We start from the raw sequence: 21418 nt of genomic DNA on the forward strand, positions 1-21418 counted from the left end.
CCTTTGGCTGGGGAAGTACCCCCTTATTTCCGTCTATAGGGAAAATCAACGGCAAATTAGCCCTTGATCTCAAATTTAGGGTTATATCCGGGCGGCTAACGGCATTTGTGCCTTTGGTTGCGACAAGGCCTCGGAGCCATCATTCCCGATGAGGGGATGCCAAATAATCAGTGCGGGATTCTTATCATCAAAAAAGCCGGAGCCCGGCTGATGCTCCGGGTTCCGGCAAGATGTCATGCGCTGCGTTCTATGCCCAGTTTCCCTTGCGGAATACCGGCTCCACCGTACCGTCCGGCAGCTCGCCGTCGATCTCCAGCTCCGCCGACCCGATCATAAAATCGGTATGGGCCATGCTCACATTGGCTCCGCGGGCCAGCAGCTCCTCCCGGGACAGCTTGGTGCCGTTCTCCAGGTTGGTCGGATAGGCGCTGCCCAAGGCCAGGTGGCAGGAGGCGTTCTCGTCGATGCCCGTGTTGTAGAAGATCCGGTTCAGGTTGGAGATCGGCGAATCGTACGGCACCAGGGCCACCTCGCCCAGGTACTTGGCCCCTTCGTCCGTGTCCAGCAGCGAGGCCAGATGCTCCTCACCCACCTCCGCCTTGTAGCCGGTCACCCGGCCGTCCCGGAAGGTAATGGAGAAGCGGTCCACCAGCCGGCCGTTCAGGTTCAGCGGCATGGTGCTGGTGACGGTGCCGTTGACACCGGTACGGTGCGGCATCGTGTAGACCTCCTCCGTCGGCATGTTGGCGACGAATACGACGCCGGCGTCATTGGCCTTGCCGCCGCCCAGCCAGATGTGGCCCTGCGGCAGCTCCACAGACAGGTCCGTGCCCGGCGCGCGGAAGTGCAGCCTGCGGTACTGCTTGGCGTTCAGCACCTTGCGCTTCGCGAGCAGCGTCTCCAGGTGCTCGCCCCATGCGCCCACCGGATCGTCCCGGTCTACCCGGTTCATGCGGAACAGCGTCTCCCACATGGCCGTAACCCGCTCCTCCTCCGGCAGATCCGCGAATACCTTGTCCGCCCATGCCCGGGTCGGAGCCTTGACCAAGCACCAGCTGAAGGTGCTCTTCCGCACGTAGCCCTGGAACTTCTGGCGGGCTACCGAAGCCGCCTTGGAGGCGGAGCTCACCTTGGCCGAATCGATGCCCTTGTACAGCTCCGGATCCGGCACCTTGATATTCAGGAGCGCCCCGTTGCCTTCGGCCAGCTGCTCCATCATCTTGGCGGTCCACTCCGGATAGTAGCTGAAGGACTCGTCCGGCGCGCTCTCGAAGCGAATGCGGGTGATGGCCTCGTCATCCCAGTTGACCTGGACGTACTTGGCACCGGCCTCGTAGGCTTTGCACACCACGATCCGGGTGAATTCCACGGTCTCGAGGGGAGCTTCCACCATCAGCACCTGGCCGGGCTGGATGTTGACCCCGACCCGCAGGACGAGCTCCGCGTATTTTTCCAATTGGGTTGTAAAAGCGTCCATTGTTTCATTCCTCCATTGAGTTGATGTTCCTCACTAGCTTGCTTGCTGGGGAGACGGCTTGCTGCCTCCCATCCTGCGGACCGATACCAGAAGCGCCAGCACACAGATGCCCGCCGCCGTCCAGAATACCGCGTGGAGAGCGCTGATCACCAGATCGGCGCTGACGCCCGGGGCCATCCGGCTGCCGCCACCCAATTGACTCAAGCGGGTGGAGTAGATGGAGACCGACAGCGCAATGCCGGTTACCATGCCCACGTTGCGGACCAGGGCGTTCAGTCCTCCCGCAATGCCCAGCTTAGGCTTGGGCACGGAGCCCATGACGCTGGAGTTGTTCGGCGACTGGAACAGGCCGCCGCCGATGCCGAAGAGCACCAGATGGGCGCCGACCTGCCAGGCGCTGGCCCCGGCACCCAGTGTGTTCAAGAGGGCGAAGCCCAGCGCATTGACGGCCAATCCGGCGGTGGTCAAGAGATTGGGGCCGATCCGGTCGGAGAGCCAGCCGGACAAGGGGGCCACGATCGCCATGGCCAGTGGGTTCATCATCATCGTGTAGCCGGTAATCTCCGGGGAGAATCCCAGCACGTCCTCCATATAGAAGGGCATCATGACGTTGATGCAGAACAGGGCCACGAACGACAGCAGGGCCGCCACGTTGCCGGTAGCGAAGGCCCGGATCCGGTACAGGCCGAAGTCCAGCATCGGGTGCGCCAGGCGCCGTTCCCACAGGTAGAAGACGACGAGCAGCAGCCCGGCGGCCGTAAGACCCGTCACCGAGGAGGCGGAGCTCCAGCCCCAGTCCTGCGCATTCGACAAGGTGTACAGCAGCGAGACGATCCCCGCCATGAAGAGGATCGAACCGGCCACATCGAAGGGCTCCCGCCGGCCGGCCGCCCGGTCCTTCGGAAGAATGAACAGCCCGGCGGCGAAGCCGATAAGCCCGATGGGGACGTTGATCCAGAAGATGGAGGGCCACCCGTAATGATCGACCAGCACGCCGCCGATGCCCGGTCCCGTAAGGGAGCCGACGGACACCATGGTTCCGACGATGCCGAGAGCCCGCCCCCGGTCCCCCGAGGTGAACACCTCCGCCACGATGGCCTGGCTGTTGGTCATCAGGCACGAGGCGCCCAGCGCCTGGATGATCCGGGAGAGGATCAGGAGCGGCAGGGTGCCGGACCATGCGCAGAGCGCGGAGCCCGCCGCGAACAGGAGGAACCCGAAGTTGTACACCCGGCTTCGGCCCAAGAGATCGGAGAGCTTGCCCATAATGGGCAGCGTCGCGCAGATGGTAAGCAAATACGAGGTCAGCACCCACTGCACGTCATGGACGGGGGCATGCACGGTGGTGGAGATGGTGGGCAGCGCCACGTTGGCGATGCTCCCGTCCAGGGTGGACATGAAGGTGCCGATGCACAGGTTGGCCAGAATCAGCCATTTGTTGGCGGCTGCCGATCCGAGGCTCTCCTGCGGCTTGGATGAGTGCGGCATACGATAATCTCCTAACCTATCTTCGTTGTCTATCTGGCCCGCAAGGCAAAATTAACCTTTGTTCATTATACTCCTGATCTTGCGATTGCACCATTTGCACTTGTCTCACATAGGCTGAAGTACCGGAAGTCCGGGCTTAAAGTCTATAGGGGGTGCTCATATGGACGTGACGCTGGTCTCGCTCCATTGGCTGTATCTGGCCTTTATCATCTTGATCATCGGGTTTATGGTCCGGCGCAAGGATACGACCATCCTCTGCATCGCCGGAATCTTCCTCCTGGGCCTGGTGGGAACCGGCTCCGTGTCCCACTCGGTCAGCGGTGTGTTCGCCAGCTTCATCTATGCCATCAAGGAGCTGCTGGGAACCATCCTGATTATCTCCATTATCGTGTCCTTAAGCCGGGTGCTGACCGCCTCCGGCATCAATGCCACCATGATCTCGCCCTTCGCGCGGCTCATCCGCAGCCCGGCCATGGCGTATTGGGTCATCGGCATCCTCATGATGGTCATCTCCTGGTTCTTCTGGCCCTCGCCGGCCGTGGCGCTCATGGGCGCCGTCCTTTTGCCCGCCGCCGTCCGGGTGGGCCTGCCCGCTCTCGGCGTGGCCATGGCCATGAACCTATTCGGTCACGGGATTGCCCTCTCCAGCGACTTCGTCATCCAAGGCGCGCCGAAGCTGACGGCGGATGCCGCGGGCATCCCGGTGGGCGACGTGGTGGCGGCCAGCGTGCCGCTGGTGCTGGTCATGGGGGCCGTGACCACCTTGGCCGCCTTCTGGTACCTGCGGCGGGATATGAAGAACGGCAGCCTGACCTTATCCACCGGGCTGAAGGCCACGGACATGGCCGGCGGAGCATCCGGAACAGCCGCCGGCGGCATGGACGCCCCCAGCTTCCTGAACGCACGCTCCCGCCTCCTCTTCGCTGTCCTGGTGCCTGTCCTGTTCGCGGCGGACGTGGCCGTCATGGTCGCCCAAGACCTGCAAGGCGGCGACGCCACGGCGCTGATCGGGGGCACGGCTCTGCTGATCATGCTGCTGATCTCCCTGGCCGCCCACCGGCAGCGCGGACTGGAGCAGGCCACCTCCTACATCACGGACGGCTTCCTCTTCGGGTTCCGGGTCTTCAGCCCGGTCATTCCCATCGCCGCCTTCTTCTACCTCGGCGACTCGGCCCTGACGGACGTCTTCGGCAAGATTCTGCCGGAGGGCTCCCACGGCCTCGTGAACGATCTAGGCTCCGCCCTCGCCTCCATCGCGCCCGTCAACGCTGGCCTGGCGGCGGTCACGCTGACCTCCGTCGGCGCCATCACCGGCCTGGACGGCTCCGGCTTCAGCGGCATCTCCTTGGCCGGATCGGTGGCCGGCCTCTTCGCCGCCTCCATCGGCCACGGCATCGCCACGCTGACCGCCCTGGGCCAGGTGGCCGCCATCTGGGTCGGCGGCGGCACGCTGATCCCGTGGGCGCTGATTCCCGCCGCCGCCATCTGCGGCGTGGATCCCTTCGAGCTGGCCCGGCGCAACCTGAAGCCCGTCGTTATCGGGCTGGCCGTCACCACCGTCGTGGCCATGTTCCTGCTCTGACCGGAGGCTCTTCGGGGCTCCGCCGTCTTTTTGACAAGCCGATTTCCCTTTGGCCCCCGTTATAGGGTAAAATGCTCTTAGGCGGAACCATCCAAACGAAATCCAACGAACCGGGAGATGCGTGAATGTCAAACGACGAAATTCTATTAACGGCGGAGGGTCTGGCGAACCTGGAAGCGGAGCTCGAGGAGCTCAAGGGACCGAAGCGCAGAGAGATCGCCGATCGGATTAAGATTGCGCTCAGCTACGGCGATCTGAAGGAGAACAGCGAGTACCACTCGGCCAAGGATGAACAGGCATTTATGGAGACCCGGATCCAGACCATCGAACGGATGCTGAAGAAGGTCCGCGTCGTGGAGAAGACCGACTCCTCCAGCCTGCAGGTCGGCTCGACGGCGGTCCTGCTGGATGTGGAATTCAACGAGAAGATCGAGTACAAGATCGTCGGCCCGTCCGAGGCGAATGTGGGAGAGAACAAGATCTCCTACGAGAGTCCGATGGGCAAAGCGCTTCTCGGCAAGGCCGCAGGCGACAAGGTCATCGTCAACGCCCCCATGGGAGATCTGGTCTACGAGATCCTCGAGATCAAGATGTAACGCAAAAAGGCTTTCCCCCGGTCTATGGACCGTGCGGGAGAGCCTTTTTTTGATCCGGATAAACTACGCTTGGGCGGAGCTCTGTCTCTTCTGAATCGAGTGGACCCCCATGACGACGGCGATCAGCTCGGCATCCGACAGCTTGTCAGTGCTGTTCTCCAGGGCGTAAGCCCCCGCGGAGAACCACCCGCTGACCCGGCCGAAATGGGCGGCCTTCCGCTCCATGTGGTCCGTCACCGTATACTCCCGCGAGAAGGCCGGCGATCGGATCGAGAAGATGCCTCGGGCCCCGGCGTCGTACTCATACTTCTTATCGACAAAGGAGAATCGGGCGCGCAGCACTCCCAACACCTCCCGGTTGGCCCCGGTGACCTCCCATTTGCCGGAGAAGGAGCGGAACCTTCCCCCGCCAACGAGCCGGCCCTCCCGGTCATAGACGTCCAAGGAGGAGCCGAAGGCGCTCTTCAGATCCAGACTTCCCATAGGATGGGAGTTCTCATCCACGATCTCCGTCTTCCCCGCACAGAAAAAATTGTCCCGGAATATCAGCTTCATCTTCCGTCCCTCCCGTATGCTTCCTACTCTCCCATACGGCTCCAGGCGCTTCCCGGTTGCACCGGAAGGTCAAAAAAAAGCTCCGTGTCCCGTCACGGAGCTTGGGGCGGCTGGGCCGGATCCGGATCCGGAGTCGTGACGCTCTCCGGCTTCCGGGCTGCCTCCGGTACGGGGAGGGGGCCTCCCACAGACGCGGCGTCCTTCCTGCGTTTGTCCCGCCAGAGAGCCTCTTCCGCATAATCCCTTGCCGGCAGCTTGCTGTTGATATCGACGAGCACAAAGATGACGACGGAAACCAATACGATGAGGATGAATACGGCTATAGCCATGTGCCTGCCTCCTTGCTGCTTGGTCAACACTCTAAACCTAGCCTATGCATCGGAGCTCGATTCTAGTACTAGGAACTAGTGTCCTCTATTCGGAGGTAAATGTTGCATGATCCAGAACATTTTGGATTCATAAGGCGTTTATACATAGAGAGTACCTTCTATGTGGGAGATGAATTCGATATGAACCAATTACGCCTTTGTCTTTGTGTCTTGTTGGGGAGCCTGCTTCTGGCCTTGCAGCCGGCCCCCTCCCATGCCGCAGCCGATCCGGTCAGTGCCCGCTTTCCTGATTTCCCCGTTACCGTGAACGGTACCGCACTGGATGTCAGGCACATGGAATATCCGCTTCTCGTATATAAGGACATCACCTATTTCCCGATGACCTGGAACCATACGGCCGCACTGGGCCTCACGGTGCGGTGGGACGCAGAGGCCGGGCTGTCCCTGAATCACACGAGCGCATGCCAGCCGCTCCAGCAGAACCTGACTTCGGCCGTGAATTCCAACGACTCTCCGCCGATGGCCGAGCTTGTTCCGTTTCCGGTCACCATAGACGGCCAAGAGATTCACCCTTCGGCTGAACCGTATCCGCTGCTGCTTTACCGCAGCATCACGTATTTCCCCATGACGTGGCGGTATACACACGATGTATTCGGCTGGGCGACGGGCTGGGATCCGGAGAAGGGCCTCGAGCTTGAAGCCTGTGAAGGCCGAACGAATGCGCAAGCCAAGCAGGCTGATGCGCTCAATGCGGCCAATAACGGACAGCTGGTGGTACAAGGCGACTGGATCTATATGAATCCGGAAATCAAGACCTACGAGCCCGGTCATCTGGTGAAACGGAAACGGGATGGCAGCGAAGAGGTGAAGCTGTCGGACGACAATGCCGCGTATCTGAACCTCGAAGGGGATTGGCTGTATTACACGATCCCCTCCCGTCAGGAACCGGGGGGCATCTACAAGATTCGGACCGACGGGACAGGGCGGAAACAGCTATTCACCGGCTATGCCGAGAAGCTCTGGGTCAAGGATGGCTGGATCTATTACCTGCATGATACCAACAGCGGCGGCACGTTCTGGACCGACGGCATTCACAGGATGAAGACGGACGGTACGGAGGATCAGGAGCTTCTGGCCAAAGACCAAACCTCGTCCTTTGCCGGTTTTTTCCTGGAGGGGGATACGATTTATTATGTCAGACAAAATGCCTTGTTCCGGATGAACCTGGACGGTACGGACAACCGGAAGCTTCGTGAAGAGGTGACCCATGCCGTCGTCATCGACGGATGGATCTATTATGTCAGCGGTCAGGGCAAGCAGCTGAGCAAAAGAAACGGAGACGGGACGGTCGATATTCCGCTCTACACCTCCGAGAGTAGGATCATGACCCTTCAATACCGCCAGGGCTGGTTGTACATCGCGGACGGATCCTTCGGCATTATGGGGTCCAACGCGATCCGCAAGCTCCGATTGGACGGTACGGAGGTAACGGACCTGACGACCGCCCGTGCGACCTCCCTCTACTTCGCAGGCAGCCGATTGTATTACAACCATGCGTGGGAGGGGAACAGCCGGCTCGAGCACCTGGATGTGAAATGATTGGGCCTAGCAGCCCATAGAAGCCCGGCCTGATTAGGCCGGGCTTGCTTGTTAGGTGAAGCCTTTATTCCAGTACATGGGGGTGAAGGACTGGCTTCGGTTTGGGCTTCTGCATGCTCCATGCGGCCAGAATCCCCAGCAGAGCGATGCCGGCATTCATATAGAACGCGGTGCGGATCGCATCGTTCAGCGCCGCCGGCTCCAGTGTCTCCAGCGTAGAGGCCCCGCCCAGGGTTGCGGAGATGACTGCCATCAGGACCGCTAAGCCGATGGAGCCGCCGATCTGCTGGCCGGTGGAGATAATGGCGGAAGCCACTCCCTGCTGCTTCATCTCGATCCCCGCGCTGCCCGCAATAAACATCGTCGTAAATACAAGCGCCTGGCCGATTCCCACCATAACCGTGCCGGGGAGGATCCCCCAAGCCGATCCGTCCTCCGTCAGCCGGGTAAGCAGCAGGAAGCCGATGATGCCGAATCCCATACCGGCGGCAATCGTTTTGGCGGTTCCCAGGGATGGAACCATGCGAGGAACCAGCTTCGAGCCGACAAAGGCGCTGAGCGTCAGGGGCAAGAAGCTTAAGCCGGATTGAACGGCGGAGAAATGCAGGACTTCCTGGGTGTAGAGCGTGAGAAAATAGTACAGCGTACCGAAGGATGCGGAGAAGATCGCTGCCGTGAGCGTAGCGGAAATCAGGCTGCGGATCCGGAATAATCCGAATGGCAGCAGCGGCTCCTTCGCGCGGCTCTCAATGGCGATGAATAGAGCCAGCAGCAGCAGACTGGCAGCGGCGGGGATCAAGGTCCCCATGCTGAACCAACCCTCTGTGGGGGACTGAATCAGATAGTAAACGGCAAGGATCATGCCCAGGGTAACGGAAGCCGCGCCGGCTGCATCATAGTGGCGCGTCCGGGAGGGCAGCCTGCTCTCCCTTAGGGCAATGGGGCTCAGGAGGATGGCAAGAATGGCCACCGGCACGTTCACGAAGAAGGTGGACTCCCATCCGATATAGGTCGTCAACGCCCCGCCCAACAGCAAGCCGAGAGACAGGCCGACCCCGCCCATAGCCGCCCAGATGCCCATGGCCCGGTTGCGCTCGCTGCCTTCTTCGAAATTGGACATGATCAGCGACAAGGTTGCGGGAGACAGGAAGGCTCCTCCGAGGCCCTGCAGGCCCCTGCCGATAATCAGCGTCAGCTGGGAGCCGGCCAACCCGCCAAGCAGAGAGCCCAGACCGAAGAGCCCCATGGCGATCATGAACATTCTCCGCCGTCCCAACAGATCCGACAGCCTACCGCCGATGAGAAGGAACCCGCCGTACACCAAGGAATACGCGCTGACTACCCACTGCAGATGGTTGGCCGTAAAGCCAAGCTCCTCGGCAAGCGAGGGCAGCGCAACGAAGATGATCGTGTAATCCAGGGCCAGCATCAGCTGGGATACCGCAAGCAGCAGCAAGGCCAACCCTTTGTATGATTTTGCATTCATCGAAATTCATCCTCCTTTTTTAAATGGACCATTCGGTCAAATTTGATCATAAATAAAGGGTGCGACAGCTCTACCCGTTACGCGGAATCATCATTCATTGCCATCTCCTCTCTAAGTGGACCAAATGGTCAATAATGGAGAAAAAGAAGATGAAGCGCATGACCCGCTTCATTCAACCCTCCAGCGTGGACAGAACAATCGCTGCGATATCATCCAGCAGGGCCGGATCGGAGCTTAGCTTCGCCGACTGAGTCAGCGAATACCGGGCATGACTGAGATACCTGGCCAATGCCCGAAGATTATGGTGGCGCGTGCCTTCCAGCTCACCCTGCTCCCGGGCTCGCACCAACGCACGATGGAACGCATCCTCCAGCCGTTGGGCATCCTGCTTGAAGAAGGAGGCAATCTCCGGATCATGGGGGATCTGTTCGATGGCGCTGTGCATGATGAAGCATTCCTTGCGTCGCATCTCATCCTTCAGCACACGCACGCCGGCGTGGAAGATCTCCGCAATGGCGTCCTTCACGGAGCCGGGTCCGTCCAGTAAAGTTATGACCGCTGCGGATTTCTCGTTCACGTAGTGCTTCACCGCCGACAGAAACAGCTCCCGCTTGGTGCCGTAAGTATCATACAAGCTCTGCCGCCCGATCCCCAGCCCTTCGAGAAGGGTCTGAAGCGAGGTACCCTCATAGCCGTAATGGCCGAAAATCTCCATCGCCTTATGAAGAACAAGCGTCGTATCGAATTCCTTGCTCCTAGCCATCCGTGCAGGACCTCCTTTCTGAATTCATCCTATCACATTATGGACTGATTAGTCAAATATAATTTGGATTCGTTTGCCTAAAATTAAAACCACCGGCTTAGCCGGTGGTTCCATCAGCTTGATAAGGGCATGTTAGCTAGCCGCGAAGGGTCACGGGCCAGCCCACGAAAAGGCCTGTTTACCTGCCTTTCTTTAGCCACTCACCCGTTCTCGTTCCAGTGACCCTGCAGTCCGATCAACGGCAGATTTGCCCCTTGACTCATCATGCTCCCCTTCATCCGACTAGGTGAACGGCATATATGCCGTTGATTGGGGGTTAGACCCCCCATTTCCAACGCTGTCGGTTAACAAGCGGCAGATTTGCCCTTCGATCTCGGACGTCGTTATTGCTCGGGGCGGCCAAGGGCATTTGTGCCTTTGGCTGCGATAAACGCTCGGATAGAGGGTGTCCTCCGGCATCGAATTCAAGGTTAGGGCAGCAGCCGGATCTCGGGCCCTCCGTTCAGCCCGAAGCGTACGAATGCATAGCGGTCCACGTAGATGCGGGTTCCCGGAGGAATGTCCTTGTCGGTCCAGCCCGGCTTGTCCTTGTAGCTGTCGGGGCCGAGCTTGTAGACCTCCCCCTTCAGATGGTGATGGGGACCCAGCAGGTTGCGGCAGCTGTTGGCCAGCTCCAGCTCGATGATGTTCTCCCCTCCGCGCAGATAGGGGGTCAAGTCCGCCCGGTAGGGCTCCCAGAGGAAGGTCTTGACCTCCTGCCCGTTCACCCGGAGACAGGCGGCGATCGCGTCGGGTTCAGCCGGGAACCGCCATTGGGCCGAGGTCCAGCCCGCCTCGGGAAGGTCTACGCGCTGCCGAAGGGTGATCCGGCCCGCGTAGAAGGGATAGCCCTGGCGGACCAGGTCGCCTCCGGCAACGTCGGACGGACGCTCCGTCAGCACGAAGGGGCCCTCGGTCATGACAGCACACCGCTCCCCTTCCGACCAGACGCCCCGCGACTCCACGCCGAAGGCTCCGAGGATATACACGCTCTCTACCTCCGTGTCGAGGGTGAGCTTGTTGCCCTCCGCCTCGAATCGGCTGGCGGCCTCCAGCGCCCGGTAGGTCTCGGGCGAATTGTAGAATTCCGATTCCAGCCGTACGGTGTTGATCCCGGGATGGACCAAGCCGCGGATATCCACCTTGCGGAAGGAGGTATCCCTCCACCAGCCGCAGTCCGCCGGGGATACCGGATGGCCGTTCAATGCGATCTGGTACCTCTCCGGACGCTCCAGCACCAGGAACAGCTCCCGGGGGAGCGACGTGTCGTAGGCGGCGAGGAAGGTGAACTCCTGCTCCAGCCGCACCGGACGGCCCAGCGCCAGCAGCTTCTCTTGAAGCAGGACCACCGGTTCCTCACCGGACCATTCGCCGCCCTCCACCCGCCAGCGGCAGGTGTCCAGGGTCAGAGCGTTCAGCTCCGACCGGACCATCTCCCAGGACGGAGCCAATCGGATCGTTACCGGATCGGCGGCAGCTGCCGGTGCCGGTACAGCGGTCATCGAGCTTAGCCCAGCGGGCGCAGGGGCTTGCACAGCATCCTCCGAAGCTTGCGCTGCGAGTCCGGGAGCGGCACAGCCAACTGGCAGGACGCGGTCGGCTGACGGGATGCTGCCGGCCGACGGCGCATCCGGGTCCGACGCCGACTCCAGCCGGCCGTCTCCTTCACTCCCGCCGACCATCAGCATATGAGACTGGGCCGGCAGCAGCTCCAGCCCCATCCGGAGGATGCCGGGGGACGGCTCCTCACAGATCACCGGACGGCCCTCCCCCGTCTCCAGATCTAACAGCGTGACGGGACCTCCGGCTGCTTCGCCCGGACGGCGCTGCAGCTCGACGGTTACGGTGCCGAAGCTCTCCGTGCCGGAGTTGACCACGTAGTAGAGGGTGGCGCCGTTCCACGCCAGCGTCTGCACGTTGACGGAGTCGGAGGCGATCGGCTCCCCAGTTAGGCTGCTGCGGATGTGGACGAAGGGCCGGACGGCTCCCGCTACCGCCGAGACCACCGACTCGGCGCTCCAGGCCGGCTTGACCGCCAGCCGCAGCAGCTCGGCGAGCCGGCCGTCATCCGGCTCGCCGTCGATCAGAGCCGGGTACGGACCGGACATGACGACGCACCCGCCTTGGCGGGCAAAGTCGAGCAGGAGGTCCGCCGTCACCCGGACCAGGGTGGCGCAAGGCGGGACGACAACCGCCTTGTAGGAGGCGGCGCCTACGGTGAAGAGGCCTCCGGCCGTCCGGCCGTGGGATCCGATGATGCTCTCGCTTCCGTAGTCATGCTCCAGGAAGCTCCGGCACATCCATCGGGACAGGTCCGCGAAGGCCATGTGGTAGGCCACCGTAGCCGACGAGTCCTTGCCGCACTGCTTGATCCACGCCGTGCGGACCGGGTGCAGGAGCAGTACCTCCGCCTGCCGGTCTCCTTCGGCGAGCAGCATGGAGAGCCGGGCGAAATAGTCGTTGTAGCCCGTATACTCCTCCCAGTAGGGCTGCTGGTAGAACAGGGAAGGCGGGTAGTCCCGCTTCCTCAAGCCACGCAGCGTATACGCCTGGAGGTGCTGACACATGGTGTTGATGCCGTGGACGAACTGCCATTCGCCGATCCGCTTCAGGTCCGCCATGCTGATGTTCCACCCGGAGCAGCCGTAGCTCTCGGTGATGGTGCGCCTCTTGCCCAGCTGCCGGGCCACGGAGCTGACCTGCTTGGGCACCACCGGCTCCTCGCCGGTGAAGCGGCCCAGCCAATCGCAGCCGGGGATGTGCTGGAATTCGTAGAAGGCCATGGGGTCGCCGACGGAGGTGACCTGGTTCATGAGCTCCTGCTCATCCACCACATGACCGGTGGCGGCCCAGCCGTGGGCCTCGCACCAGTCGCCGATCTGCTTGGCGTACGCCCGGCTGAACATGTGGGTCACGCAGTCCCAATAGTCATACCGGTGCTTGGCACTCTCCGGCAGCGGGAAGAACAGGGCAGGCAGCGTCTCCAGTACGCTGTAGCCGTATCGGGCCGCGAAGGTTTCCTCCAGCTCGAAGGACCAGGGCATGGCTCCCCGGGCGAATTGGGGTTCATCCGTGAACACGCCTCGGATCGCTCCGCCGAGTTCCTCTCCGTACCGCTTCCAGTAGGCCTCATAAGCCGTCTCGATGAAGGCTGCCACGGCTTTCATGGAGAGGGTGTCCGTATAGTAAGGATTCACCTCGTAATAGAAGCGCAGATCCGCGCCATCCGCGGAAGGGAGAAGACGGTACCCCGTCTCCGTCCTCTCGTAATAAGCGATCGTAGCGGCTGTGTCCGGCCCGAACGGAGCCTGCTCATAAGCCAACCGCTTCTGCTGATAAGCCAGGCCCATCGCCGGAACCCGTCCGCCGGAGAAGCCGCTGGGCCAGCCGTTCTCGTCGTACAGCCAGGCCTCCATGCCGAGTGCGGACGCTTTGACGATGCAGGCCCGGACGGCCTCCATCCATTCCTCTCCCATATAGGGAGTCTCCAGCCCGCCCCTCGCATGCATGAAAAACCCGCCGATGCCCACCCGGTGCATCTCCTCAATCTGCCGCTCCAGCTCCGGGATGTCCAACCGGTCGTTCCAGGACCAGAACGGCACCGTCCGGTACGCCGCAGGCGGGTGACGGAAGCCGTCGGGCAGGGCGGCGGCGGTCCGATTTTGCTGGGATATGAGTTGGTTCATCTCTCCTGCTCCTCCCTCTAGCCCTTCAGCGATCCGGCTGTCATCTGCATGAACGACTTATTGGCGAAGATATAGACGATGAGGATCGGCAGAATGGACAAGCATGCCCCCGCCAGCATGTAGTGGGTCTGCGACGCGGCGGACACGCCGTACTTCAGATTGGCCAAGCCTACGGTCAGCGTCTGCAGCTTCGGCTTGCTCATGGTGAACACCAGCGGCAGCAGGTACTCGTTCCACGCCCCCCGGAAGGTGAACAGCGCGCCCACCCCGAGTCCCGGCCCCATAAGCGGTAGCACGATCCTCATATATGTGCCGCCCATGCTGCTGCCGTCGATATAGGCCGCCTCGTCCAGCTCCTTCGGAATGCCGCTCATGAAGCTCAGGAGGATGAAGAAGATATAGGCATGGGAGCTGATCAGAATCAGGATGACGCCCCACAGGGACGTATGCATATGCAGCTTGATCATAAGCTCGAATTGGGGACGCAGCACCACCGCCCCGATGGAGATGAACATGGTGAAGGCCTGAATGCTGACGTAGAGCTTCTTGCCCGGGAAGTTCATCCGGTCGATAACGTAGGCCGCCATGGAAGCTACGATCAGGGTACCCACGGTGGTGGCTGCGCTCAGGAACAGACTGTTCCAGGTGAAGGTGGAGAAGCTAGCCTGCTTCCAGGCCTGGGCATAGTTGTTGAAGTGCCATTCGGAGGGCAGGAAGGTGGCTCCTGCCGTCAGCTCCATATTCGACTTGAAGGACCCCAGGATGGCGATGACCACCGGGAACAGGGTCAATGCCGCGATGACGAGCAGGAACGCCCATAGGACCGTGCCCGTTGCCAGCCGGGAGCCTCTTCCCCCTATGGCGGGCCTTGCTGCCGTTGCGATCGATTGCGTACTCATTATGTCCAAGCCCCCCTTAGAATGTCCGGCTCATGCGCCTGGAGAAGAAGAAGTACACCATGGTCACCGCGCCTACGATTAGGGCCGTGACGAAGCCTACTGCGCTGCCGTAGCCGATCTGCTGGACCGCGCCGCCCGCATCGGCGGCTGTCGGGAAGAACAGCTTGTAGACGTAGAGGTACATGACCTCGGTCTTGCCCACAGGGCCGCCGCCCGTCATGACCATGATGCTTTCATAGCCTTTCAGCGCATTGATGATGGCCAGCATGATGATGATCTGCAGCACCGGTCCCAGCATGGGGATGGTGATGTACCAGAACTGCTGGACCTTGCCCGCCCCGTCGAGGGACGCGCTCTCGTAGATGTCGTCGGGGATATTCTGGAGACCGGCGAGGAACAGCAGCATGTAGTTGCCCACGGCGCCCCATACGGCGACGATGATGACCGTGAACAGCGCATGGTCCGGACCGAGCCAGTCGATGCTTTTCGAGATCAGGTGGTACTTCATCAGGAATTGGTTCAGGATGCCGTTGTACGAGTTGAAGATGGTGAAGAAGACGACGGCCATGACGGCCGAGCTGATGATGGTGGGCATAAAATAAATGGCCCTAAGCACATTCCTTCCCCTTAAGCCCCGGTTCAGGACGACGGCCAGCAGCAGGGCCAGCGGCAGGGAGACCAGCACCTTGCCTCCTGCATAGATGAAGGTGGTCTTGACCGAATCCCAGAACAGCCCGTCCTCCGCGATCTGCCTGAAGTTGTCGAAGCCGATGAATTTCTCTTGCCCGTACCCCTTGTAATCGTAAAACATGTACCTCATCGCCCAAGCGATGGGGTACAGCCCCAGCACGGCCGTCAGAATAATACTCGGCGCGAGAAAGCTGTAGGAAAATAGCATTTTCTTCGCTTTATTCATGGGAAGCTCTCTCCTTCCTATCCTTGTTTCGTGCAGGAGGGATGGGGGTCATGTCCCCCCATCCCTCCTTTTTTTGTCTGTTTATTTGACCAGCTGGCCGGCCAGCTTCGCCGGGTCGAAGTCCGCCTTCGGCGCGGCTTTCACTTCGCCTGCGGCGATAGCGGCGTCCAGCGCCTCGTTGTAGCGCTTGTTCAGATCGGTGATGACCGCGTTGATGTCGCCGCCGGCGATCATGTACTTGAAGAAGGCGTCATCGGACTTGATGCCCTTGACGGTGACGGTCGGCATCACCGGCCATACGCCGTCATACTTGTTCGGCAGGAAGCCGTCGATGCCGTTGATGTCCGGCTTCTTGGCTTTGGTATTGACGGACGGGACCATGGAGATGCCGAAGCCTTTTTCATGATACGTCTGGAGCACTTCCTCCTGGTACATGAACTGCATGAACTTCCACGCTTGGTCCTTCTTCTTGGACTTGGAGCTGATGGCGAGCCATTGGCCGCCTGCTACGCTGGATGCGCCCTTGATCTGGCCGTCGATGGACGGAACCGGAGCCGCCGCCCACTTGATCTTGGCCGGGAACTGGTTCTTGTAGACGCCCGGCTCGGAAGAGAAGGAGATGTACATTCCGATCTTGCCTTCGGCGAATTGGGCGCGCAGCGGGTCGATGTCCAGTGCGTCCATGCCCGGCAGGGTGCTGCCGTCGTCCTTCATCTGCTTGAAGGCTTCGATGATGGGCTTGAAGCCGGTGAAGTCGAAGCGGGCGGTCTTGAAGTCATAGCCGAAGCCGCCGTAACCGCTGACCTCCGCGATGACGCGGGCGGAACGGCCGAAGGCGCTGGCCGGGCTCTTGAAGTTCAAGGCGAAGCCGTAGGAGCCGTTGGCTTTGCCGACCTCGGTGATCTTCTTGGCGTCCTCGACCATCTCCTTGAGCGTGGTCGGCGGGGTCTTGATGCCGGCTTTCTCGAACAGCTCCATGTTGTAGACGAGCCGCAGGGTGGAGCCATAGTTGGGAAGGCTGTACATCTTGCCGTTGAAGCTGTTGAGCTCATCCATGGCCGGGAACTTGGCCTTCATGTCCGGGGTCAGGTAGCTGTCGATGGGCGCCAGGTAGTCCTTCTTGTAGAAGGTCTGGATGGTGTTTTCCTTGACGCGGATGATGTCCGGCGTGTCCGCTGTGGCGAAGGCCAGGTCGATGGCCTGGTTGAAGTCTTCCGTCTTCACGACCAGCTCTACCTCGATGTTGTCCTTGTTGGTGGTATTGAACTTGTTGACGACTTCCTTGATATAGTCGGCGTCGTGACGGTCACCGGTCCAGTAGGTGAGCTTGGTTTTTTCGCCGGAGGGCTTGGATGTGGCCTGCTGAGTGGCTCCCGGTGCGGCGGACGCCGCCGGGGAGGGGCTGGCGCTGTCCGAACCGCCGCCGCATGCCGTCAATCCGGCGGTTAAGGTTACGCAGGATACGAGTGCTGTGATTTTTCTCTTCATTCTGTGGTACCTCCCTTTATGGTTCCTACTAGTGTTCCGCTTACATGTTCATTGTAGAACATGCCGCACGAATGCATAATGCGGCAAACCCAACATTAAGGGCAGGTTTCCGCACGTATGTGGCGAGGTACGCCAGGGGCCGTCGGGGGCACCCGGGGGCTGGCGGGGGGTATGCCGGGGGCCGTCGGGGGCCATCGGGGGCACCCGCTTCACGCCAACCAGCGGCAGTTTTGCCGCTCATGGGCCGCGAGCTCCCCGCGCTCGTGCATCCTACGGCAAATATGCCGTTGGTCTTCCGCCGCCCCCGCGCCGTGCGCCGCTTCACGCGAATCAGCGGCAGATTTGCCGCTCATGGGCCGCGGGCTCCCCGCGCTCGTGCATCCAACGGCAAATTTGCCGTTGGTCTTCCGCCGCCCCCGCGCCGTGCGCCGCTTCACGCGAATCAGCGGCAGATTTGCCGCTCATGGGCCCCGGGCTCCCCGCGCTCGTGCATCCAACGGCAGATTTGCCGTTGGTCTTCCGCCGCCCTAGCGCCGCGCGCCGCTTCACGTGAATCAGCGGCAGATTTGCCGCTCATGGGCCCCGGGCTCCCCGCGCTCGTGCATCCTACGGCAAATTTGCCGTTGGTCTTCCGCCGCCCCCGCGCCGTGCGCCGCTTCACGCGAATCAGCGGCAGATTTGCCGCTCATGGGCCGCGGGCTCCCCGCGCTCGTGCATCCTACGGCAAATTTGCCGTTGGTCTTCCGCCGCCCCCGCGTCACTCCGCCACATCGCTACGACTTGCGATCCCGGGGTTGCCCCCAACGTCAAAGTGGCGACCGGGTGGTGATACCCGATGGCCGTTACCGCCGCCACTCCACCACCGCCCCCCTCGCCCAGAAATGAAGGCCGCTGGTGGCCTTCATTTCGCATCCCCGCTATTCGCGCATGAATAAAGGCCTGACGGGGCCTTTATTCTCCCTGCCCCGCGAGCCCCAACAAACAAAAAAGGAAACCCGCACCTACTCGGGTTTCCCGGTATACGACTGCTTGAACTCGGACGGGGTCTGGCCGGTGTACTTTTTGAAGATCTCGCTGAAGTAGCGGCGGTGCTCATAGCCCAGCTCGGTGGCGATCTCCTGGACCTGGTAGTCGCCGATGAGCATGGACTTGGCCTTCTCCATCTTCTCCTGGATGACGAACTGCTGGAACGAGATGCCGAGCACCTTGCGGAACAGGTTGGAATAGTAGCCCGGGCTCAGATTGACCTGGCGGGCGCAGTGCTCCAGCGACAGGTCCAGGTGCAGGTGCGTGCGGATGTAGTCCTTGGAGCGATGGATGATCTTCGTGGACTCGGACGACCGCTCCCGCTCGATGAAGCGGCACCCTTCCCGGCACAGGCCGGTCAGCATCCGCCGAAGCTCCGTAAGCGTCGGGTGCTCCTTCGACCGCAGCGCCGCCACCGGCTCCTCCAGATGGCGCACCTCCTCATAGGGAAACTGCTCCAGCAGCGCCCGGAACAGCTTCGAGGCCAGCTCGAAGATGACGCTCTCCACCACCTTCGGCTCCGGCCGGGGCTCGGCGGTGACCAAGCCGTCCAACAGCTCGTCCAGGAGCTGGATGCTCTTCTCCCCGTTGCCGGAGCGCACCGCGAACAGCAGCTCCTGTTCGCTCGCCAGCCCATAGGGCGCCAGCCCTTTGCGCTCCGCCGGAATTTCCCCGTAGCCGAACACCCCGTTGCCTTCGGTGTAGAAGTGATAGGACAGCGCCGCCAGCGCCTGCTGGTAGGAACGCGGCAGATCCTCGATGCCCACCGCCGGCAGACCCGCCCCGATGGACACCGTAAACTTGGTATAACGCTCCACGTTGGCGCGGCATGCCTCCGCCAGGTCCACCGCCTGTTCCTCGCCGGTCACGTTCAGCACCGCTACATACCGGTGGGCCGCTTCGCGGAACACAAGACGCGCTCCCCCTGCGGAGAGAGTCTCCTCCAGAATGTTCTGGAGGCTGAAGCGGATCAGCTCGATCTCCTGAACGGGGAGATCCATGTATTTCTCCATGAAGCGGTCGATCTCGACCAACAGCACACATAATCCGGATGGCTCCAGCCCGATCTCGAGGAACTCCCACCGCCGCCGGGCCACCCCTCCGTCCGTCCGATGGTGCAGGAGCAGCGTCAGATACTCCTGACGCAGCACGGGCAGACTCTGCCGGATCTTCCGCTCCATCTCCCGGACCTTCTCCGACTCCTGCTGCGCCTCCTCGCACGCCGCCTTCGCCTTCAGCACGGCCTGGACGATCTCCTCTACCGAGAACGGCTTCTTTACGAAGTCGAACGCCCCCAGCCGAATCGCCTGCTGCGCATAGGAGAAATCCGTGTAGGCGCTCAGGATGACGATGCGGCACTCCGGGTTGGTCGCAAGCACCGCCCGGGTCATCTCCAGCCCGTCCATCCGGGGCATCCGGATGTCCGTCAGCACGATGTCCGGCTGAACCTCCTGCACAAGACGCAGTCCTTCCTCCCCGTCCAGCGCCGTACCCGCCACTTGGATACCGTGATCGGCCCAGGGAATCTTCAGGGAAATCATATCCACCACACTTTTGATATCGTCGATGACGCACAGCTTCATGTCAGAGCGCTTCTCCATTCGACTCCTGTTCCCCCTCCAGCTGTGGTAAGCGAAGCACGATCCGTGAGCCCGTCTCCGGCTGCGGCACCAGCTCCATGCCGGCATCGGCGCCAAAATTCACCTGGAGGCGGTTCCGGATATTCTTAAGCGCATAGCCCTTCTTCGATTCCGTCGGCCGGTCCATCCCGGCCAGAACCCGGGCGGGATCAAAGCCCGTACCGTTGTCCTCCACGGTCAGCACCAGCACACCGTCCTCCGCCTCTGCGCGGATCAGGATCCGGCCGCCGGACTTGCGGTCCTTGAAGCCGTGCAGAATCGTATTCTCGACGAGGGGCTGCAGGAGGATCTTCGGCACGTAGCAGGCCAGAAGCTCCTCGTCCTCCACTTCCACCTCGTATTCAAACAGCCCCTCATAGCACTTCATCTGGATGGCGCAGTACATACGCACGTGCTGCAGCTCATCCTCCAGAGGGATCAGATCCCGGCCGCCGCTCAAGCCCAGCTGGAACATCTGCGACAGCGCCAGGATCATCTCGTTCACGTCCTGATTCTCCCCGAGCACGGATTTACAATAGATCGTATTGAGCGTATTGTACAAAAAATGCGGCTCCATCTGTGCCGTCAGCGCCTTCAGCTCCGCCTTGCGCTTGGTCGTCTCCGAGCGCTTCACATTGTCGATCAGGCGGTTGATCTCGTCCAGCATCCGGTTGAACTGGTAGCCCACCTGGGCCACCTCGTCCTGGAACCGGCTGGTGAAGCGGACGTCCAGCTGGTTGTTCTCCACCTTGCGCATCAGCCCCTGGAGCTTCAGGAGCGGACGCAGGAGCAGCGCCGTCAGCCGGTTGGACAAAAGCCAGCTGGTCAGCACGAAGCCCAGTATGACCCAGAGCGTGGTGCGCTTGATCCCGTTGACCCGCTCCAGGAGCAGCTCCTTCGACTGCATGCCGAGGAGCACCCAATCCGGAACCGAGGATAGCTTGGCGTAGTTCACCAGATAGTCCCCTTCCCCGAAGTTGTGGAAGAAGGAGCCCTGCCGCCCCGGGCTCACCTGCTGGCGGAAGGTCTCGTCCCGGTCCAGACCGTGCTTGGCGGACCAATCGTTCTGGACCACCTGTTCTCCGTCCGAATCGATGAAAATATCGTAACGGCCCCGGTTCCCGACACCCTGGCCCAACAGCCGGGCCAGCTCGTTCTCCTTCACGTTGACTACGACGAACACATTGAGCGGATAGTCCGACACCTTGATGGAGATGCCCTGCGTCACGAAGGACAGCACCCGCTGGCCCCCCGTGAAGAACGGGTCCGCGTGCCCCTTCATCCACACGCCATTGGGATGAGCCTTGATCAGATCATAGTGGTATGAATCATAGAAGGACTGATCCTGCACCCGGTATTCCGTCGTCGGGTAGAAATCCCCGATGGGCGTCGCGATCAGGATATTTTGGATCAGTGGCGCATTGTAAGACACGGAGGAAAAAACCGACTGCATCGCCGACAGATGCCGGTAATACTTGGTGAAGTCCATGCTCTGCACGTCCTCCATCATCTTTTCGAAGGCGTCGCTGAACATGAGGGAGCGGACGGCCACCGTCACCAGGTTCAGGCGGTCTTCCATCATCTGGGCCGACTTGTTCACCGTCTCCTGGCTGGCCTCGAAGGCGTTATTCTGTATCTCCTTGGAGGCGATCAGATAGGAGATGGAGCCCGCCGCACTGATGGCCAGCGTAATCAGAAGCACGAAGGAAACCAGGATCCGGTGCTTGAAGGAGAGCGAATAGAGCAGGTTTTGCAGTCGGAGCCTCAATCGGCGTTCCCTCCCAAGAGCCGCCGTCCGATACGGACCCGCGGCAGATTGGCACCATTATACTTCCAACAGGGGAGAAAAGCACGGTTTACATCCGCGCCG

15 protein-coding genes are annotated in these 21418 nt (G+C 61.3%); 3 read left to right on the forward strand and 12 right to left on the reverse strand.

Translation table 11 applies throughout. The annotated features are described in order from the left end of the window. Positions 1-247: 247 nt before the first annotated feature. Positions 248-1477 (reverse strand): aminopeptidase, encoded by a 1230-nt coding sequence (locus ACSEXW_RS16365; protein ID WP_438447243.1) that lies wholly within the window; start codon positions 1475-1477, stop codon positions 248-250. Between the two features lie 33 nt (positions 1478-1510). Continuing rightward, positions 1511-2965, reverse strand: coding sequence for an MFS transporter (locus ACSEXW_RS16370; RefSeq protein ID WP_438447244.1), 1455 nt, complete (start codon positions 2963-2965; stop codon positions 1511-1513). Positions 2966-3125: 160 nt separating this feature from the next. On the opposite strand from ACSEXW_RS16370, the gene ACSEXW_RS16375 reads away from it, so the two are divergent. Then, positions 3126-4547 carry a hypothetical protein gene (locus ACSEXW_RS16375; RefSeq protein WP_438447245.1) on the forward strand — a complete coding sequence of 474 codons (1422 nt, stop codon included), beginning with the start codon at positions 3126-3128 and terminating at the stop codon, positions 4545-4547. Positions 4548-4672: 125 nt separating this feature from the next. Further along, the gene (gene greA, locus ACSEXW_RS16380) at positions 4673-5143 is read left to right on the forward strand and encodes a transcription elongation factor GreA (protein WP_438447246.1); all 471 of its coding nucleotides are present in this window, start codon (positions 4673-4675) and stop codon (positions 5141-5143) included. A 63-nt stretch (positions 5144-5206) separates the two neighbouring features. Here greA and ACSEXW_RS16385 read toward each other — a convergent pair whose 3' ends face one another. Beyond that, positions 5207-5698, reverse strand: a complete 492-nt coding sequence (locus ACSEXW_RS16385; RefSeq protein WP_438447247.1) for a hypothetical protein — start codon at positions 5696-5698, stop codon at positions 5207-5209. Positions 5699-5790: 92 nt separating this feature from the next. Next, the gene (locus tag ACSEXW_RS16390) at positions 5791-6027 is read right to left on the reverse strand and encodes a hypothetical protein (protein WP_438447248.1); all 237 of its coding nucleotides are present in this window, start codon (positions 6025-6027) and stop codon (positions 5791-5793) included. A 180-nt stretch (positions 6028-6207) separates the two neighbouring features. On the opposite strand from ACSEXW_RS16390, the gene ACSEXW_RS16395 reads away from it, so the two are divergent. Continuing rightward, entirely contained in the window at positions 6208-7626 is a 1419-nt protein-coding gene (locus tag ACSEXW_RS16395) for a DUF5050 domain-containing protein (protein WP_438447249.1), read from the forward strand. 64 nt (positions 7627-7690) lie between these two features. Here the strand turns inward: ACSEXW_RS16395 and ACSEXW_RS16400 are convergent, their stop codons facing one another. The 8 genes from ACSEXW_RS16400 to ACSEXW_RS16435 form a co-directional block, all read right to left on the reverse strand. Next, a complete protein-coding gene (locus tag ACSEXW_RS16400; protein ID WP_438447250.1) occupies positions 7691-9112 on the reverse strand; it encodes an MFS transporter in 1422 nt (473 codons plus the stop codon). A gap of 172 nt (positions 9113-9284) precedes the next feature. Continuing rightward, the gene (locus ACSEXW_RS16405) at positions 9285-9875 is read right to left on the reverse strand and encodes a TetR/AcrR family transcriptional regulator (protein WP_438447251.1); all 591 of its coding nucleotides are present in this window, start codon (positions 9873-9875) and stop codon (positions 9285-9287) included. Positions 9876-10345: 470 nt separating this feature from the next. Beyond that, a complete protein-coding gene (locus tag ACSEXW_RS16410) occupies positions 10346-13600 on the reverse strand; it encodes a glycosyl hydrolase (RefSeq protein ID WP_438447252.1) in 3255 nt (1084 codons plus the stop codon). 17 nt (positions 13601-13617) lie between these two features. After that, positions 13618-14499, reverse strand: a complete 882-nt coding sequence (locus tag ACSEXW_RS16415; protein WP_438447253.1) for a carbohydrate ABC transporter permease — start codon at positions 14497-14499, stop codon at positions 13618-13620. A 16-nt stretch (positions 14500-14515) separates the two neighbouring features. Further along, positions 14516-15415, reverse strand: a complete 900-nt coding sequence (locus ACSEXW_RS16420; protein WP_438447254.1) for a carbohydrate ABC transporter permease — start codon at positions 15413-15415, stop codon at positions 14516-14518. 81 nt (positions 15416-15496) lie between these two features. Beyond that, on the reverse strand, positions 15497-16903 hold the full coding sequence (locus ACSEXW_RS16425; RefSeq protein ID WP_438447255.1) for an ABC transporter substrate-binding protein: 1407 nt from the start codon (positions 16901-16903) through the stop codon (positions 15497-15499). Between the two features lie 1001 nt (positions 16904-17904). Continuing rightward, complete coding sequence (locus ACSEXW_RS16430) at positions 17905-19530, reverse strand: response regulator (RefSeq protein WP_438447256.1); 1626 nt, start codon at positions 19528-19530, stop codon at positions 17905-17907. Next, positions 19514-21316 (reverse strand): cache domain-containing sensor histidine kinase, encoded by a 1803-nt coding sequence (locus ACSEXW_RS16435; RefSeq protein ID WP_438447257.1) that lies wholly within the window; start codon positions 21314-21316, stop codon positions 19514-19516. The genes ACSEXW_RS16430 and ACSEXW_RS16435 overlap by 17 nt, the downstream gene beginning before the upstream one ends. Positions 21317-21418: the final 102 nt, after the last annotated feature.

The sequence above is a fragment of the Oryzibacillus soli genome, assembly GCF_051594765.1.
Taxonomy (GTDB): domain Bacteria; phylum Bacillota; class Bacilli; order Paenibacillales; family NBRC-103111; genus Paenibacillus_AR.

Bases quoted from the DNA above. Each gene is read 5' to 3' on its own strand.
- ACSEXW_RS16365 (WP_438447243.1), bottom strand. From the start codon at position 1,477: ATGGACGCTTTTACAACCCAATTGGAAAAATACGCGGAGCTCGTCCTG.
- ACSEXW_RS16370 (WP_438447244.1), bottom strand. From the start codon at position 2,965: ATGCCGCACTCATCCAAGCCGCAGGAGAGCCTCGGATCGGCAGCCGCC.
- ACSEXW_RS16375 (WP_438447245.1), top strand. From the start codon at position 3,126: ATGGACGTGACGCTGGTCTCGCTCCATTGGCTGTATCTGGCCTTTATC.
- greA (WP_438447246.1), top strand. From the start codon at position 4,673: ATGTCAAACGACGAAATTCTATTAACGGCGGAGGGTCTGGCGAACCTG.
- ACSEXW_RS16385 (WP_438447247.1), bottom strand. From the start codon at position 5,698: ATGAAGCTGATATTCCGGGACAATTTTTTCTGTGCGGGGAAGACGGAG.
- ACSEXW_RS16390 (WP_438447248.1), bottom strand. From the start codon at position 6,027: ATGGCTATAGCCGTATTCATCCTCATCGTATTGGTTTCCGTCGTCATC.
- ACSEXW_RS16395 (WP_438447249.1), top strand. From the start codon at position 6,208: ATGAACCAATTACGCCTTTGTCTTTGTGTCTTGTTGGGGAGCCTGCTT.
- ACSEXW_RS16400 (WP_438447250.1), bottom strand. From the start codon at position 9,112: ATGAATGCAAAATCATACAAAGGGTTGGCCTTGCTGCTGCTTGCGGTA.
- ACSEXW_RS16405 (WP_438447251.1), bottom strand. From the start codon at position 9,875: ATGGCTAGGAGCAAGGAATTCGATACGACGCTTGTTCTTCATAAGGCG.
- ACSEXW_RS16410 (WP_438447252.1), bottom strand. From the start codon at position 13,600: ATGAACCAACTCATATCCCAGCAAAATCGGACCGCCGCCGCCCTGCCC.
- ACSEXW_RS16415 (WP_438447253.1), bottom strand. From the start codon at position 14,499: ATGAGTACGCAATCGATCGCAACGGCAGCAAGGCCCGCCATAGGGGGA.
- ACSEXW_RS16420 (WP_438447254.1), bottom strand. From the start codon at position 15,415: ATGAATAAAGCGAAGAAAATGCTATTTTCCTACAGCTTTCTCGCGCCG.
- ACSEXW_RS16425 (WP_438447255.1), bottom strand. From the start codon at position 16,903: ATGAAGAGAAAAATCACAGCACTCGTATCCTGCGTAACCTTAACCGCC.
- ACSEXW_RS16430 (WP_438447256.1), bottom strand. From the start codon at position 19,530: ATGGAGAAGCGCTCTGACATGAAGCTGTGCGTCATCGACGATATCAAA.